This window comes from Thalassospira sp. A40-3 (genome assembly GCF_015871485.1).
GTDB classification, from domain to species: Bacteria; Pseudomonadota; Alphaproteobacteria; order Rhodospirillales; family Thalassospiraceae; genus Thalassospira; species Thalassospira tepidiphila.
Genome location: NZ_CP065428.1, coordinates 720,269 through 734,868, shown reverse-complemented (window position 1 = coordinate 734,868; position 14,600 = coordinate 720,269). Strand labels below are relative to the sequence as shown.

Annotated in this window: 14 protein-coding genes; 5 read left to right on the top strand and 9 right to left on the bottom strand. The window is 54.7% G+C overall.

What is annotated here, in order from left to right; all coding sequences use genetic code 11:
- The first annotated feature begins 1 nt into the window (after nucleotide 1).
- The gene (gene glpD / locus IT893_RS03280; RefSeq protein WP_197146816.1) at nucleotides 2-1,522 is read left to right on the top strand and encodes a glycerol-3-phosphate dehydrogenase; all 1,521 of its coding nucleotides are present in this window, start codon (nucleotides 2-4) and stop codon (nucleotides 1,520-1,522) included.
- Nucleotides 1,523-1,601: 79 nt separating this feature from the next.
- Here glpD and IT893_RS03275 read toward each other — a convergent pair whose 3' ends face one another.
- Both IT893_RS03275 and IT893_RS03270 read right to left on the bottom strand, forming a co-directional pair.
- Nucleotides 1,602-2,972 (bottom strand): glutamate--cysteine ligase, encoded by a 1,371-nt coding sequence (locus IT893_RS03275; RefSeq protein WP_197146815.1) that lies wholly within the window; start codon nucleotides 2,970-2,972, stop codon nucleotides 1,602-1,604.
- An 11-nt stretch (nucleotides 2,973-2,983) separates the two neighbouring features.
- Complete coding sequence (locus tag IT893_RS03270) at nucleotides 2,984-3,784, bottom strand: 16S rRNA (uracil(1498)-N(3))-methyltransferase (RefSeq protein WP_197146814.1); 801 nt, start codon at nucleotides 3,782-3,784, stop codon at nucleotides 2,984-2,986.
- A gap of 60 nt (nucleotides 3,785-3,844) precedes the next feature.
- Here IT893_RS03270 and ubiA point away from each other — a divergent pair, with 60 nt between their 5' ends.
- Entirely contained in the window at nucleotides 3,845-4,798 is a 954-nt protein-coding gene (gene ubiA, locus IT893_RS03265) for a 4-hydroxybenzoate octaprenyltransferase (RefSeq protein ID WP_197146813.1), read from the top strand.
- A 31-nt stretch (nucleotides 4,799-4,829) separates the two neighbouring features.
- Nucleotides 4,830-5,537, top strand: a complete 708-nt coding sequence (locus IT893_RS03260; RefSeq protein WP_197146812.1) for a methyltransferase — start codon at nucleotides 4,830-4,832, stop codon at nucleotides 5,535-5,537.
- On the opposite strand, the gene IT893_RS03255 is transcribed toward IT893_RS03260, so the two are convergent.
- Nucleotides 5,534-6,274, bottom strand: coding sequence for a hypothetical protein (locus IT893_RS03255; protein ID WP_197146811.1), 741 nt, complete (start codon nucleotides 6,272-6,274; stop codon nucleotides 5,534-5,536). The genes IT893_RS03260 and IT893_RS03255 overlap by 4 nt on opposite strands.
- Before the next feature lie 14 nt (nucleotides 6,275-6,288).
- Nucleotides 6,289-6,645 carry a DUF4170 domain-containing protein gene (locus IT893_RS03250; RefSeq protein WP_064782192.1) on the bottom strand — a complete coding sequence of 119 codons (357 nt, stop codon included), beginning with the start codon at nucleotides 6,643-6,645 and terminating at the stop codon, nucleotides 6,289-6,291.
- Between the two features lie 264 nt (nucleotides 6,646-6,909).
- On the opposite strand from IT893_RS03250, the gene IT893_RS03245 reads away from it, so the two are divergent.
- Nucleotides 6,910-8,436, top strand: a complete 1,527-nt coding sequence (locus IT893_RS03245) for a UbiD family decarboxylase (protein WP_197146810.1) — start codon at nucleotides 6,910-6,912, stop codon at nucleotides 8,434-8,436.
- 3 nt (nucleotides 8,437-8,439) lie between these two features.
- Here IT893_RS03245 and IT893_RS03240 read toward each other — a convergent pair whose 3' ends face one another.
- Genes IT893_RS03240 through IT893_RS03230 form a run of 3 tightly spaced genes read right to left on the bottom strand, consistent with a single transcriptional unit; the run spans nucleotide 8,440 to nucleotide 9,624 of the window.
- Nucleotides 8,440-8,730, bottom strand: a complete 291-nt coding sequence (locus tag IT893_RS03240) for a CcdB family protein (protein ID WP_197146809.1) — start codon at nucleotides 8,728-8,730, stop codon at nucleotides 8,440-8,442.
- Complete coding sequence (locus IT893_RS03235) at nucleotides 8,730-8,972, bottom strand: type II toxin-antitoxin system CcdA family antitoxin (protein WP_064782149.1); 243 nt, start codon at nucleotides 8,970-8,972, stop codon at nucleotides 8,730-8,732. Before IT893_RS03235 ends, IT893_RS03240 begins: the two co-directional genes overlap by 1 nt.
- 58 nt (nucleotides 8,973-9,030) lie before the next feature.
- Nucleotides 9,031-9,624: a hypothetical protein gene (locus IT893_RS03230; RefSeq protein ID WP_197146808.1), complete on the bottom strand. Its 594-nt coding sequence runs from the start codon at nucleotides 9,622-9,624 to the stop codon at nucleotides 9,031-9,033.
- A 224-nt stretch (nucleotides 9,625-9,848) separates the two neighbouring features.
- Between IT893_RS03230 and IT893_RS03225 the strand changes: the two genes are divergently transcribed.
- Nucleotides 9,849-11,198, top strand: coding sequence for a TldD/PmbA family protein (locus tag IT893_RS03225; RefSeq protein WP_197146807.1), 1,350 nt, complete (start codon nucleotides 9,849-9,851; stop codon nucleotides 11,196-11,198).
- Nucleotides 11,199-11,287: 89 nt separating this feature from the next.
- Here the strand turns inward: IT893_RS03225 and IT893_RS03220 are convergent, their stop codons facing one another.
- Together IT893_RS03220 and IT893_RS03215 are read right to left on the bottom strand one after the other, a co-directional pair.
- Entirely contained in the window at nucleotides 11,288-13,285 is a 1,998-nt protein-coding gene (locus IT893_RS03220) for a methyl-accepting chemotaxis protein (RefSeq protein WP_197146806.1), read from the bottom strand.
- Between the two features lie 305 nt (nucleotides 13,286-13,590).
- Nucleotides 13,591-14,538, bottom strand: coding sequence for a diacylglycerol kinase family protein (locus tag IT893_RS03215; protein ID WP_197146805.1), 948 nt, complete (start codon nucleotides 14,536-14,538; stop codon nucleotides 13,591-13,593).
- Nucleotides 14,539-14,600 lie beyond the last annotated feature (62 nt).

Below are 14,600 nucleotides of genomic sequence, written 5' to 3'. Positions count from 1 at the left end.
CGTGACCGGAACTTACGACCTTCTGGTCGTTGGCGGCGGCATCAACGGGGCTGGTATTGCCCGTGATGCCGCCGGTCGCGGGCTTTCTGTTCTTTTGGTCGAACAGCGCGACCTTGCCTCGGCCACCTCTTCTTCCTCGACCAAACTCATCCATGGCGGTCTTCGATATCTTGAACATTACGAGTTCCGTCTGGTGCGCGAAGCACTTCAGGAACGCGAAGTTCTGTTGGCTGCTGCCCCACATATCATCTGGCCTTTGACATTCGTTTTGCCCCATCACCGGGGTTTGCGTCCGAAATGGATGCTGCGTGCCGGACTGTTTCTTTATGACCATCTGGCAAAACGCAAACGCCTGCCCGGATCACGTGCCGTTTCGTTTAACGGCACGCCAGAAGGCCAGCCGTTGAAATCCGATTACGCGGGCGGTTTTTCCTATTCCGATTGCTGGGTCGATGATGCCAGGCTTGTGGTCCTCAATGCACAGGATGCGCAGGCACGTGGGGCTGACATCCGAACCCGCACCAGATGTGCCTCACTGGTCCGTCATCACGATCACTGGAATGCCGAACTGATCGGGCCTGATGGTGCCCCGCAATCGGTCAGTGCAAAATCCGTGGTCAATGCCGCGGGGCCGTGGGTCACCGAGATGGTCGAAAATGCCGGACTTGGCAAAAAGGCCGCCGGTCTTCGACTGGTCAAGGGCAGCCACATTGTGGTTGCGCGCATTCATGACCATGATCATTGCTATATCTTCCAGAATGGCGACGGGCGCATTGCCTTTGCCATCCCCTATCAGCAGGACTACACCCTGATCGGCACCACCGATGTCGCCTATAACGGCGATCCGGCACAGGTCAAAATCAGCGATCAGGAAACCGACTATCTGCTGGATCTGGTGAATGGCTATCTGGACAAACCACTCAACCGCAAGGACGTGGTTTGGGACTATTCCGGTGTGCGGCCGCTTTATGATGACAAGAACGACAATGCGTCGGCGGTAACCCGCGACTACGTGTTTGATCTTGATACCGGCGATAGCGGACGTTCGGCACCGATCCTGTCGATCTATGGCGGCAAGATCACGACTTATCGCAAGCTTGCCGAACATGCGATGCAGAAACTGGCCCCGGTTCTGGGCAACGATGCCAAGGACTGGACGGCAAACGCCATCCTTCCCGGTGGCGACATGCCCGACGGTGATTTCGACGCGTTCCTTGCCAAGGCCAAGGCAACCTATGACTGGTTGCCAAGCGCATTGCTGTATCGGCTGGTGCGAAGCTATGGCACCGAGATCAGCAAGATCATTGGCACGGCGACATCGCTTGGTGATCTGGGCACAGAGGTCGCGCCAAACCTTTACGAAGCAGAACTCCACTACCTGATGGCCAATGAATGGGCGTGTCGCGCAGAAGATGTTCTGTGGCGCCGGACCAAACTTGGCCTCGGGATGCAGCCTGATCAGGTCGATGCCATCGAAAAATGGTTTGCCGCCCAAACCCGGCTTGATCAGGCTGCGCAGTAACCCTCAAAAAGAGCAACCTGCAAACATCAAAAAAGGGCAGTGAAATCACTGCCCTTTTTTTATTGCGTATTCGTTGGCCTTAGTAGGCGTATTCCTTGAACAACGGATCGACCGAGCCGTTCCATTCGGTTTCATACTTATCAAGGAATTCCTCGGCCAGAGTGCGGCCACTTTGCGCGACGTCATCAAGGCTATCAAGGAAATGGCCTTCATCGTCGCCGTAGCTGTCCATGCGGCCACGGTTTTTAAGGCCCTGACGGGAAATCGCCAGAACGTCTTTTGACAGATCCTGAACCGTGCCGTTTTTGAACGGGGTGGCAAGGGCGGTGCGCGGAACATCGTTGCGAAGGGCTTCACGTTCGGCAACCGACAGGCCCTTGACCAGATCCCATGCGGCATCAAGGGCGGCGTCATCATACAGCAAACCAACCCAAAGGGCCGGCAGCGCACAGATGCGTTTCCACGGGCCACCATCAGCACCGCGCATTTCAAGGAACTTCTTAAGACGCACTTCCGGGAAGGCCGTGGTCATATGATCAGACCAGTCATTCATGGTCGGGCGTTCACCCGGCAGAACATCAAGTTTGCCATCCATGAAATCACGGAACGACTTGCCCGCCGCATCAATGTATTTGCCGTCGCGATAGACGAAATACATCGGCACATCGAGCATGTAGTCGACATAGCGTTCAAAGCCAAAACCGTCCTCGAACACGAATGGCAACATGCCACAACGATCCGGATCGGTATCGGTCCAGACGTTTGATCGTGCGGACAAGAAACCGCTTGGCTTGCCATCAACAAACGGGGACGCCGCAAACAGGGCGGTTGCCACCGGCTGAAGTGCCAGAGACGTCCTGAATTTCTTGACCATGTCGGCTTCGGAACTGAAATCCAGATTGACCTGAATGGTCGACGTTCTCAGCATCATGTCCAGACCAAGGTTTCCGACCTTGGGCATGTAATTTTTCATGATCTCGTAGCGGCCCTTGGGCATCCACGGAATGTCTTCACGTTTCCATTTCGGATTATGGCCGACACCGAGCATATCAATGCCAAGCCCGTCGCAAATCTCGCGGACTTCGTGCAGGTGGGTGTGCACTTCACCACAGGTTTGGTGAATGTTTTTAAGCGGCGCACCGGAAAGTTCAATCTGTCCACCCGGTTCGAGCGAGACGGAACATTTGTCCTTGGTCAGTGCAATGACATTGCCGTTCTCAATGATCGGCTCCCAGTCATAATGTTCGGCCAGGGCATTGAGCAGCATTTTGACCCCGCGTTCCCCTTCGTAGGGGATGGGGCGAAGATCATCGCGGGTGAAGGCGAATTTTTCGTGTTCGGTGCCGATGGCCCAGTCTTTTTTCGGCGTACAGCCGGACTCGAACCATTCGACAAGCTGGCGCCGGCTTTCAATTACCGGGCTGTCACCAGTGGAGGCGCTGACAGTCATAAGGGCTTCCCCTAATCTCTCGCAACGGGTCGGTGCGACCAATCGCCGATACGATCCTGAAATACGGTCAAAGCTGCAATTGCGGCCGTTTCGGCACGCAGAATACGCGGACCGAGGCTTACAGGCGTTGCAAAAGGCTGTTTGCGGATACGTTCAAGTTCGTCGGCGCTAAAGCCGCCCTCGGGTCCAATCACGATTGCATGGTTAACAACATTGGTATTGTCGATAAACGAGCCAGCGCCCTTTGCCAATAGCTGACTTAGTACTTCACCAATTGGTGACCCCGATCCTGTTTCATCACAAAATAGCAGATGGTGATTTTCCGGCAGATTTGCGACCCAGTCCAAAAGACGCACAGGTTCGCAAACCTCAGGCACAGTCAGGCGTTCACACTGTTCGGCCGCCTCAACAACCTGTGCCTGCAAACGATCAAGGCGGACCTTGTCGGTGATGCCATGTTGGGTGATGACCGGTTGCAAACTTTGAGCCCCAAGCTCAACCGCCTTTTCAATCAGGAAATCAAGCCGTTGCTTTTTGATCGGTGCAAAAACAAGAGTCGGACCAACTTCATTGCCCTGCGCGCGCAATTGGCGTTCCGCGGTGACGCTGCCCTTCTTTTTGCGAAGCTCGCTGATCGTGCCCAGCCACTCCCCGTCAAGGCCATTAAAAATCTTTACCGGTGTTCCGGGCTTGAGGCGCATGACATGTTCGAGGTAATGAGACTGTTCGGGAGCAAGTTCGATTTCACTATCAGCCGTGATAGGATCCCGAACGAAAAGGCGTTGGCGGGCGCGCGTGGCATCAGCAGTCATAAAGGTCCCCAAAGCCGTTTTACGGCATCTTGAAATGGTTTTTTATCAGATAGGCCAATTATGACACAGGTCAACCAGCCAATACAGACCAGCAAGAACGATATGCCACAGGATGGCTGGATCGATCGTTTCATGCCCGAAGCTGTGCGGCCCTATCTGAAACTGCTGCGCCTTGATCGTCCGATTGGCACCTGGCTTTTGCTTTTGCCCTGCTGGTGGTCCACCGCCATGGCAGGCGGGTTAACCGATGCCGTTACCACCAAACAGATCGTCATCATGATGGCGCTGTTCGGGGTGGGCGCTGTGATCATGCGCGGGGCCGGTTGCGTGATCAATGATCTGGCCGACCGCAATTTTGATGGCAAGGTCGAACGCACCACCACCCGCCCACTCCCCAGTGGTCAGGTCAAGGTCTGGCAGGCGTTGCTGTTCCTTGGCTTCATGATGTTGCTGGGACTTGGTATTCTGGTGCAATTCCGCATCGAGGCGATCATTGTCGGCATCTGTTCGATCCCGATCATCATCACCTATCCGTTCATGAAGCGGATCACCTATTGGCCGCAGGCCTGCCTTGGACTTGCCTTTAACTGGGGCGCGCTGGTCGGTTGGGCGGCGGTGACCGGCACGGTGGAACCGGCCGCCATTGCCATGTATGCGGCGGGCTTTTTCTGGACGCTGGGCTATGACACCATCTATGCCCATCAGGACAAGGATGATGATGCCAAGATCGGCCTGAAATCCCTCGCACTGCGTTTGGGCGATGCAACACCGAAATGGGCCAAGGGGTTCTATACCATGACCACCTTGTTGCTCGGCGTTTCGGGCATGCTGGCTGGTTTGCACTGGTCCTATTTTGTCTTGCTGGGGTTGGCGGGCATTCACCTTGGCTGGCAGGTTGCCACCGTCAAGCTTGATGATGCGGCCAATTGCCTGAAGCGGTTTAAATCCAACCGCGATTACGGATTACTGGTACTTGCTGCCATCGTGCTTTCGCACCTGATTGCGAACGCATAACCCGATACCCCTTTTTCAAGGTAAACCGCCAATGAGCGAGAATGTCTTCGCCGACGCACTGGTGCCCGATGTCGACGATCCGCAATTTGCCGATCTGATCGAAACATTCACCGTACCTGCCCGCGTGCCTTTGGCCCCGGAAATCGAGATGTATCTGGCGACCCACATCACCCCGCTTTGGCAGGCGACCGAGGATATCCTGGGTGTGCTTGATATCCCGCCGCCCTACTGGGCCTTTGCCTGGCCGGGCGGGCAGGCAATCACGCGCTATATCCTTGATCATCCGGAACTTGTGCGCGGCAAGCGGGTGCTTGATTTTGCCTGTGGTGGCGGCATGCAGGCGATTGCCTGCGTCCGTTCTGATGCCGCAGAAATCCTTGCCAATGACATCGACCCGGTGGCGATCACCGCCACTAGGCTGAATGCCAAGCACAATGGTGTTGAAATCCCGACGACGACCGAAAATCTGGTTGGCACATCGGCCCTGCAAAAGCGCTGGGATGTGATCTTTGCCGGCGACGTCTGCTATCAGCAAGACATGGCCAATGCCGTTTTGCAGTGGCTGATGGCCGAGGCCCGCCTTGGCACCAAGGTCATCCTGGCCGACCCGGGCCGAACCTATGCGCCGACGCATAACATTGATGAACTTGAAACCTATGACGTACCTGTCGATGTCGCGGTCGAAGATACCGACACCAAATTCACCCGTATCTGGCAGCTTTTGCCGGACCGCGATTAATCCTGTTCAACAACAAGACGGCGAAATGCCGGATCATCAATGACACGCAGGACGAATGCGGGGCTAAAGACCTGGCCGGCACGCTTGGCGAAAAGTGCCATCATTTCCCATTGGTCAAGGGATGTGAACCGGCGATCTCTGGCCTCAATCGCAGACAAGGCAAACACCGATCCCTGATCAAAAACATGTCCGCGTGCAGATTGGTACATGCCGATGTGATCGGAAGTGACCCCGCAATCGAGATCAAGATCGCGACCCGGAAATTGAACATAGCTGTAATGGGCTGGCACCGATTCCGTGACATGCATATGTGCAAGTTGTGTCGGGGTGAGCCAGGTTATCGAAACACGCACGCGCGTGCCCGGTGAGGACGCCAGCGTTGCCGGAACTGCGCCGTATCCGGTTATGTGCGTTGAATAGACAATATCATGATGTGCCAACCAGCCATGGGTCACCGGGATTTCATCAGACAGGTTCTGATGGGTGAATTTTCGGGTCAGTTGTACCGGCGCACGATTGGACCCGACGGCCAGAACCGGTGTCCTGCCCCTTGTCGCAGTCGCGACGTCTGATGGTCCCATCGCAACTACGTCACCACCACGAAACAGAAAGTCGTGATCCGGCGCAGGATAGGGATACAAAAACGCGCGCAGGAGATCCTGCGCGCGCGGATGCTGTTCGATCTGGTCGCGCAACACGGGATCCGTGATCATATGCGCATCAGATATCGAAAACATATTGGCCGTCCGGCTTAGCCTTCGACGACACGATAGCGATAATTGCAGTCGTCAACATGCTGCCATGCCAGTTTCGACCATGCTTTTTCGGCATCGCCAAACGTGGCAAACGGGCCATGACGTTCTTCTTCACCGCCAACCGGGGTTTCGAAATCGGTGCTTTCATATTCGCCACCGACTACCCAGTATTCTTCAAGGCGTTCGATACGATACCGCGAATTCGCGTCATCAACCGACTGCCAGGCCATTTTCGACCATTCCTTTTCGGCGTCTTCGAAGCTGCCAAACGGACCAACTTTGGTTTCTTCGCCAATCGGCTTATCGAAACCGGTATCCTGATAGGTGCCCCCGATAACCCAGTACTTGGCCATCTGTGCGTCCTTCATGCTTTTGGTGAGTTGCCAGGTCGCGTGCTGTGGGTCACGCGACTCTTTTCCTTGCCAATGTATAACCAAATGATGCGCTGACCAAAACCGCAAAATTATGCATCGCCGTGCAACGCAGCATTGTCAGATCATGTAGGGATGGATCGATGCGGTTACAAATGACGTATTTGACAACAGTAAGGTTGTCCCGTTTCGCTCCGCGGCGTATGAAGACAATCAGGTTTCAAAGCTTTGCAGATGACAGGTGCCATGCCCTATCAATCCCTTCGTGACTTCATGGATGCGCTGGAAAAAACCGGCCGTCTTGTCCGTGTCACTGAACCGGTCTCCCCCAATCTTGAAATGACGGAAATCCAGACCCGCCTTCTCGCCGAAGGTGGCCCGGCTGTTCTGTTTGAAAATGTTGTCGGTGATGACGGCAAAAAATACGACATGCCGGTTCTGGTCAACCTGTTTGGCACCGTGGACCGTGTGGCGGCGGGCATGAACCGCAAACCCGAAGAACTGCGCGAAGTCGGCGAAACGCTGGCGTTCCTGAAACAGCCCGAACCACCGGCCAGCATCCGCGAAGCTTTTTCGCTGCTGCCGCTTGCCAAGACCGTGATGGCGATGAAACCCAAAACGGTTTCGAAAGCCCCGTGTCAGGAAGTGGTCCTTCAGGGCGATGATATCGATCTTTCGAAAATTCCGGTGCAATCCTGCTGGCCCGGCGAACCCGGCCCGCTGATCACCTGGCCGCTGGTCGTGACCCAGGGGCCAAGTGCTGGCGCCAAGGGCGGTGACAAGCGCGATGTGTTTAACCTTGGCATCTATCGCATGCAGGTGTTGGGTAAAAACAAAACCATCATGCGCTGGCTGAAACATCGCGGTGGCGCACAGCATCATGCGCGCTGGAAACAGGAAAAGCGTGAACCGCTGCCAGCCGCCATCGTTCTGGGCGCAGATCCTGGTACGATCCTTGCGGCTGTCACCCCGGTCCCCGATACCCTGTCGGAATATCAGTTTGCTGGCCTTCTGCGCGGTGAAAAGGTTGAACTGGTCGATTGCAAAACCGTCCCGCTCAAGGTCCCGGCCACGGCCGAGATCATTCTTGAAGGTTACGTATCGCTTGATGAATATGCGCCCGAGGGGCCGTATGGCGATCACACCGGTTATTATAACTCGGTCGAAGATTTCCCGGTCTTTACCGTGACCGCCATCACCATGCGCAAAAAGCCGATTTATCTGTCGACCTTCACCGGCCGTCCGCCAGATGAACCATCGGTTCTGGGCGAAGCATTGAATGACGTCTTCGTGCCGCTTTTGCAGCAGCAATTCCCGGAAATCGTAGATTTCTGGTTGCCGCCAGAGGGATGCAGCTATCGCATCGCGGTTGTCTCGATGAAGAAGGCCTATGCCGGTCATGCCAAGCGCGTGATGATGGGCGTCTGGTCGTTCCTGCGGCAGTTCATGTACACCAAATTCGTCATTGTCGTGGATGACGATATTGATGTCCGCGACTGGAAAGATGTCATGTGGGCGATCTCGACCCGGATGGACCCGGTGCGTGATATCACAACCGTCACCGACACCCCGATTGATTACCTTGATTTCGCGTCCCCGGTTTCGGGTCTTGGTGGCAAGCTTGGCCTTGATGCCACCAACAAGCTGCCCGGCGAAACCAACCGCGAATGGGGCGAAAAGATCTATATGGATGATGACATAATCGACCGTGTCGATCAGAAATGGGAACGCTATGGCCTGCCCGGAACGGGCAAGAAGATTTGGCGGGACTGATCGCTAAAAGCCGTGAAAGACCATGTCGAGAGCGTTGGTGAGGCCGAAACTATCTTCGAACTCACCAACTTTCTCACCAATTTCCGCCAGCCCAACTGTCGCGATAAACTGCGGCAACAAAACCCATTCGTCGCCATTAATCTGGATGACGGGATTAAGCCGGTCGGCGGGCATGGTATATTCGGCGATTGGTTTCAGGGGCACGACGACCCGTGTCTGCAAATCAGAAAGCAGATCCGACTGCACATCGACGACATAGCCATCCTCGAAACGGCAAATATCCCCCTTGGCCATCAGAATTTCCGATGTTTGGCCAATGGTATGCCGTTCTTCGCGACATAGCTGTTGCTGGCTTCAAGGGCTGCCTTGTTTTGCTCTTTCCAGAGTTCAGCCCGTTTCATCGAAATCGCATCGCGCAAACCCGACTCAGCCGAGCGCGAAATGTTGATCCCGAGTTTTTTGGCCTCTTGCAACAATTCAGCATCAAGACTGACATTTGTCGGCTTGCGCTGCTTGGCTTTGACATCTGCGGTCATTTACGCAAGTTCCATGTGCATATTTATGCGCATACTTTATCAGCAAACGAAGCGAAGCTCAATTTCTGAAGAACATCCAGTGATCGCCATTTTCATCCAGCTTCTCGGAATAGAAAAACTGCGGCGCATCACACATGAAATCATCAACGCGGATGGCGAAATTGCACATATCCGCATCCCCCATAACTTCGGCCATGTATTCAGTGCTGTTTTCCTGCCAGCTCAGCACCGGTGGTGCCGTTTCATCAAAGACACAGAGCGCAAACTGCTCGGACTGTTTGAACGGAATATAACGGATTTCACTGTGATTTTTGGCACCATGGTTGGTCACAAACAACAGTGCGAAAAACGGACCGTCAGGGTTATCAAGGTCAACCCAACCGGCGATGCGATCGAGCACGCCGTCACAGGTAAAATCACCGGTCAGCATCTGATGACGATAATTTCGGGCATATTTCCCGCCCTGCCAGCGCATTTCGTAATAAAACTGTGCGCTTGAAACCGGATCGGTTTCGCCATTCGCATTCAGCTCCCATACACCATTTTCATCCCAGCCTTTCATCACAGTCTTGCTGTCATCTGCGAATGCAGGGCTGACCAATCCGATCAGGCAAGCCACACTAAGCCCGGAAAGAATTTTCTGCTTGTTCATCGCGTTCCCGTTTATCTGGCGCCAGTAGCACTTGTTTGTCTGACTATAACAGAAAGCCGTTTGAAATCTGTCATTGACCGGGCCTTGCCATTCGGCCCTCGTCCTGCCACCTCTGAAACAAGGCAGGAATTTTAGACCAAAACCAGCTTTTTGTTTCGGGTCTATGCGAAAACGTTCGTGCCCCCTATAACGTAAGAAACACATTCCGATACAAGGGAGCCTCCATGCCCAAGACCGACATGACACTTGATCGCATCAATGACCTTTTGGCACAGGCAAAAAAGGCCGGTGCAGACGATGCCGATGCCGTTTATGTCGAAGGCACATCGCTTTCGGTTGCCCAACGTCTGGGCAAGATGGAAAAGCTTGAACGTTCCGAGGGGGCTGATCTGGGCCTGCGGGTTCTGATTGGCAAGCAACAGGCAGTTGTATCGTCATCTGATACCAGCGACGCGGCCCTTGCCGAGCTGGTCGAACGTGCGGTTGCGATGGCCAAAAATGCCCCGGAAGATCCCTATTGCGGCATTGCCGACCCAAGTGAACTTGCCGAAACCTTCAATGTCGAAGCACTTGAACTGTGCGAGCCGGGCGAAGTTGATCAGGACAAACTGATCGAATGGGCCAGTGCCTGCGAAGAGGCCGCGCGTTCGGTCGACGGCATCACCAATTCCGAAGGATCAGAAGCCGGTTGGGGCCGCCATCAGATCACGCTTGCCGCGACCAACGGCTTTGCCAATTCTTATGCCGGGTCCGGCAGCCATATCTCGGTTTCCGTATTGGCGGGCACCGGCACAGGCATGGAACGCGATTATGATTATGACAGCGCAGTGTTTTCCACCGATCTGCGCGATCCGGTCGATATCGGCAAGAAGGCCGCCGAGAAAACCCTGCGTCGTCTGAACCCGCGCAAGGTCAAAAGCGCGCAGGTGCCGGTCATCCTTGATCCGCGCGTTTCCGCCTCTATCGTTGGGCACCTGTCATCGGCGATTAATGGTTCCGGCATTGCACGTGGCACCAGCTTCCTGCTTGATGCCATGGGCAACGAAATCTTCGCGCCGCATATCAACATCATTGATGATCCGCATCGCAAACGCGGCCTGCGGTCCAAACCGTTTGACGCAGAAGGTGTGGCAAACCAGAAACGCCATCTGATCGAAAACGGTGTCCTGAAAACCTGGATCATGGATCTGCGTTCGGCCCGTCAGCTTGGCCTGAAATCAACCGGCAACGCATCGCGCGGGGCCGGAAGCCTGCCTGGGCCGTCGACCACCAACCTTTATATGGAACCGGGCACCATTTCGCCCGAAGACATGATCAAGGACATCAAGTCGGGCCTTTACATCACCGAGATGATCGGCAGCAGCGTGAATGGTGTGACGGGCGATTATTCGCGCGGGGCGTCGGGGTATTGGATTGAAAATGGCGAACTGGCCTATCCGGTGTCCGAAATCACGGTGGCGGGCAACCTCAAAGACATGTTCAAGACCGTTGTCCCGGCCAATGACCTGACATTCAAATACGGCACCAATGCCCCGACCCTTCGCATTGACGGCATGACGCTGGCCGGGCAGTAACCGACCTTCGCTGTTGCCCAATTAAAAAAGAACGCCCGGTCCATTTTGGCCGGGCGTTTTGCGTTTGTGTATCTGAAAATCCGGTGCGTCTAGGCCGACCGGATGGCATTGACGAAATTGTCCGTCGCACCTTTCAGGGTGGCAAAGTTTTCGGACAAAGTGCTGACCGCGGTTAAAACGTCGCTTGATGCTGTGCCTGCATCGTTTACAGCCTGTGAAACCGTAACAATGTTGGAACTGACAACCGTTGTCCCGGTCGCGGCCTGTTCTATGTTAAAGGCGATTTCACGGGTTGCCGCAGATTGTTCCTCCACCGCCGAGGAAATGGTCGCAACAATGCCTTCCATTTCGCTGATCGTTTGGCTTATCAGTTCGATCTGGTTGGCGGCAAAGCCGGTGCGGCTTTGAACACTGTCGACCTGGGCGCGGATTTCTTCTGTTGCCTTGGCCGTTTGCGCCGAAAGGGTTTTGACTTCATTGGCGACAACCGCAAATCCCTTGCCCGCATCACCTGCCCGCGAAGCTTCAATCGTTGCATTGAGCGCAAGCATATTGGTCTGGTCGGAAATATCGGTAATCAGTTTAAGAACATGATCGATATTGTTGGATGCCTCGACCAGTTCCTTGATACCGCGCATGGTTTCGCGGGCCTGATCAACCGCCTTCTTGGCGATTTCATTTGAAAAGACAACCTGACGATTGATCTCCTCAATCGAACTGTTGAGCTCCTCAGTGGCCGAAGCAACGGAATCCACATTGCCACTTGCCTCTTCACTGGCCGATGCAACAGCCGTCGTTTGCTCTGACGCCGAATTTGCGATCTGGGACATGCCAGTGGCCGTTGCCTGCAACTCGACGGCCGCGGCAGCAACCGCTTCGATAATGGTCCCGACACTTGTCGTAAAGCTGTCCGCCGTCTGGTTCATGAACCGCCGCTGCTCTTCTTTGGATCGTTCTTCCTGCGCGCGGGCTTCGGCTTCGAGTTCGTCATTGCGAATGGCATTGGTTTTAAACACCTGAACCGCCTGTGCCATCTGGCCGATTTCGTCCTTGCGGGTCTGTCCGGGAATTTCGACACCCAGATCATGATTGGCCAGCCTGCGCATGATGGTCGTAATCGCAGTGATCGGACGCGATAAGCGATCCCCCATGACCCAGGCCAGAACCATCCCAAGAACGGCACCGCCAATCGATGCGATCAGGATTTCCTTTTCTGCCAGAATGATTTCGGCGACGACCTTTTCAAAGATGTTGTGCTCTGCCACCGCGAGTTCCTGTTTCAGGGCCTCGGCATCGGCAATAATGCCCTCGGATGCTTCGCGCATGGTCCCGTGGACTGTTGCGACAATTTCCAGTTCGTCGGCACGCACCTTGTCAAAGACCTGACGATAATCGGCAAACAGTTCCTTGGCTTCCTTCAGAACACTGGAAAGTTCGCCAGGCAATGGTTGATCACCAATGCTGCCCAGTGCGGTCTCAAGCTTGGCAAATTCATCGGCGGACTTCGCGCCAAAGCTGTCATCCTGACGGCCAATCAGGATATTGGCATACAACCTTGCCAGAAGCGCATGTTCACGTGCCGCGACTGAACGTTTGAGGAGTTCAAGATCGCCGGTGTTCTGCGCATGGGCAACAAGCTTGTCGAGATCGGCAACGATCTTGATCCCGTCCGGCTCAAGGCGATCCAGGATCAGGGAATGGTATTCGTCGCTCAGGCTTTTGGCCGCGGTGAAACTTTCAAGGTAAACATCAAGCTCATGCGCAATATGTTCGATGCGATTGCGATGTTCTTCGACCATGAATTGCGACTGCGCGTCTTGAAGCATCAGTTCAAGCTGCTTGGCATAGGTAAACACGGCGTCGGCGTCTTCCGGATGAGCCGTATTGGCAAATTCACGCGCATGATTGTTAAAGCGCAGGAACTGCGTCTCAATCTCGCTGATCAGCGCGGCTTCTTCGACATAATGGGCGTACTCATCCACATCATGTGACACCGCAACGAAGGTGAAATAAGCGAAACCAAGTGCGGCAATCAGAATTGCCAGCACCACGGTAAAACCAGCCAGAATTTTTGATTTTATTCGCATGTTAGCCAACACACCTGAGTTGAGAACCAAAGCAGAGGACCCCAAAACCATCGTCAAACTCCTTGCAAGGCGAAGACATCCATCTACGCTCACCGATGCGATCTAGCGGAATTTTCCACGCGCCGAATATCCTCAAATGGGGAGGGGGCACGCACTTATCCCCTTGTAATTAAATTGGCAAAAAGAAGTTCAACTTCAAGGACCCACTGACGTTTCATCACAGTTGCGTAATAAAGCGCAGAAATCCGCGCATTTGACCGAGACAACCCGACAGCCAGAGGAATGAAGTTTGGAAGCGATTTCTTTTAATCTGCAGCGATCCGAAGCAGATCAGGTGATGGGTGATCGGTCATCGAAGACAACGCGGCATAAGCCGGCGGCACCATCAATCGCACGGGATAGGGGGACAAGCTGATCTCGCACGGCAGCTTGCCGGCACTTTCCCCGTCAATCTGAAGCGGCGCCGGGCCGCAATGACTGGTGATCGTGATGCGCTCTGCCCGGACCACCGAAACGTCGCTTTGGGCATGCAACCGATTAAGTGTCAGTGCCAGACCATAACGTGACAAGGCCCCGATACCGTTGCCCGGCATCAGCACCACATCAAGGCTGTTGGCGGTCAGGCTGGCATCGGGCGAAATGACAAATGCCCCGCCATAGTGTTGCGCATGGGTTACAACCACGCCCGACACCCGATAATTTTCCCGACCGATACTGACTTCAAAATCACGATGACGCGGGAAAAAGATGTTGCGAAGGCCTTCCAGAACATAGGCCCCCTTGCCAATCAGGCGTTTGAGGCGCAACGAAACATTGGCGACCGTATCGGCATCGGCCCCCATGCCGACCATCAAAAAGAACGCCCGACCGTTGACCAGTCCGGGACGGACCCAGACCATGCCGGGATTATTGATATAGTCGGCAATTGCGCGTGCCCGGATTTCAAGCCCGACCTCGACCGCGAGCACATTGGCCGTTCCAAGCGGGATGATGCCAAGTGGCGGGATCTCGTGCCCGTCAATCTGGGCATCAAGCAATCCATTTAATGCCTCGTTAAGCGACCCGTCGCCCCCGGCAACAAACAGCCGTTGGTGGGCGCGGACCTTGCGGGCCAGTTCGCGGGCATGACCGGGATGGGTGGTTTGCAGCAACTCCACCTTGATGCCGGCATGTTGCAATATCTGGGATAAAAACCGCTGTTTATTGCCACCGGCACGTGGATTGAAGATGACAGTCACATCCGCATCGGTCATTTGGACCCACTTCCGAAATAAAAATGAAATAAATTTTTCACAGCACCTACCATATGAAATAA

What these genes read in the sequence shown, in the direction of transcription:
- IT893_RS03270 (WP_197146814.1), bottom strand. Translation starts at nt 3,784, where the DNA reads ATGACTGCTGATGCCACGCGCGCCCGCCAACGCCTTTTCGTTCGGGAT.
- IT893_RS03220 (WP_197146806.1), bottom strand. Translation starts at nt 13,285, where the DNA reads ATGCGAATAAAATCAAAAATTCTGGCTGGTTTTACCGTGGTGCTGGCA.
- IT893_RS03240 (WP_197146809.1), bottom strand. Translation starts at nt 8,730, where the DNA reads ATGGCCAAGGGGGATATTTGCCGTTTCGAGGATGGCTATGTCGTCGAT.
- IT893_RS03260 (WP_197146812.1), top strand. Translation starts at nt 4,830, where the DNA reads ATGAGCGAGAATGTCTTCGCCGACGCACTGGTGCCCGATGTCGACGAT.
- IT893_RS03225 (WP_197146807.1), top strand. Translation starts at nt 9,849, where the DNA reads ATGCCCAAGACCGACATGACACTTGATCGCATCAATGACCTTTTGGCA.
- ubiA (WP_197146813.1), top strand. Translation starts at nt 3,845, where the DNA reads ATGACACAGGTCAACCAGCCAATACAGACCAGCAAGAACGATATGCCA.
- IT893_RS03255 (WP_197146811.1), bottom strand. Translation starts at nt 6,274, where the DNA reads ATGTTTTCGATATCTGATGCGCATATGATCACGGATCCCGTGTTGCGC.
- IT893_RS03275 (WP_197146815.1), bottom strand. Translation starts at nt 2,972, where the DNA reads ATGACTGTCAGCGCCTCCACTGGTGACAGCCCGGTAATTGAAAGCCGG.
- IT893_RS03215 (WP_197146805.1), bottom strand. Translation starts at nt 14,538, where the DNA reads ATGACCGATGCGGATGTGACTGTCATCTTCAATCCACGTGCCGGTGGC.
- IT893_RS03230 (WP_197146808.1), bottom strand. Translation starts at nt 9,624, where the DNA reads ATGAACAAGCAGAAAATTCTTTCCGGGCTTAGTGTGGCTTGCCTGATC.
- IT893_RS03250 (WP_064782192.1), bottom strand. Translation starts at nt 6,645, where the DNA reads ATGGCCAAGTACTGGGTTATCGGGGGCACCTATCAGGATACCGGTTTC.
- IT893_RS03245 (WP_197146810.1), top strand. Translation starts at nt 6,910, where the DNA reads ATGCCCTATCAATCCCTTCGTGACTTCATGGATGCGCTGGAAAAAACC.
- IT893_RS03235 (WP_064782149.1), bottom strand. Translation starts at nt 8,972, where the DNA reads ATGACCGCAGATGTCAAAGCCAAGCAGCGCAAGCCGACAAATGTCAGT.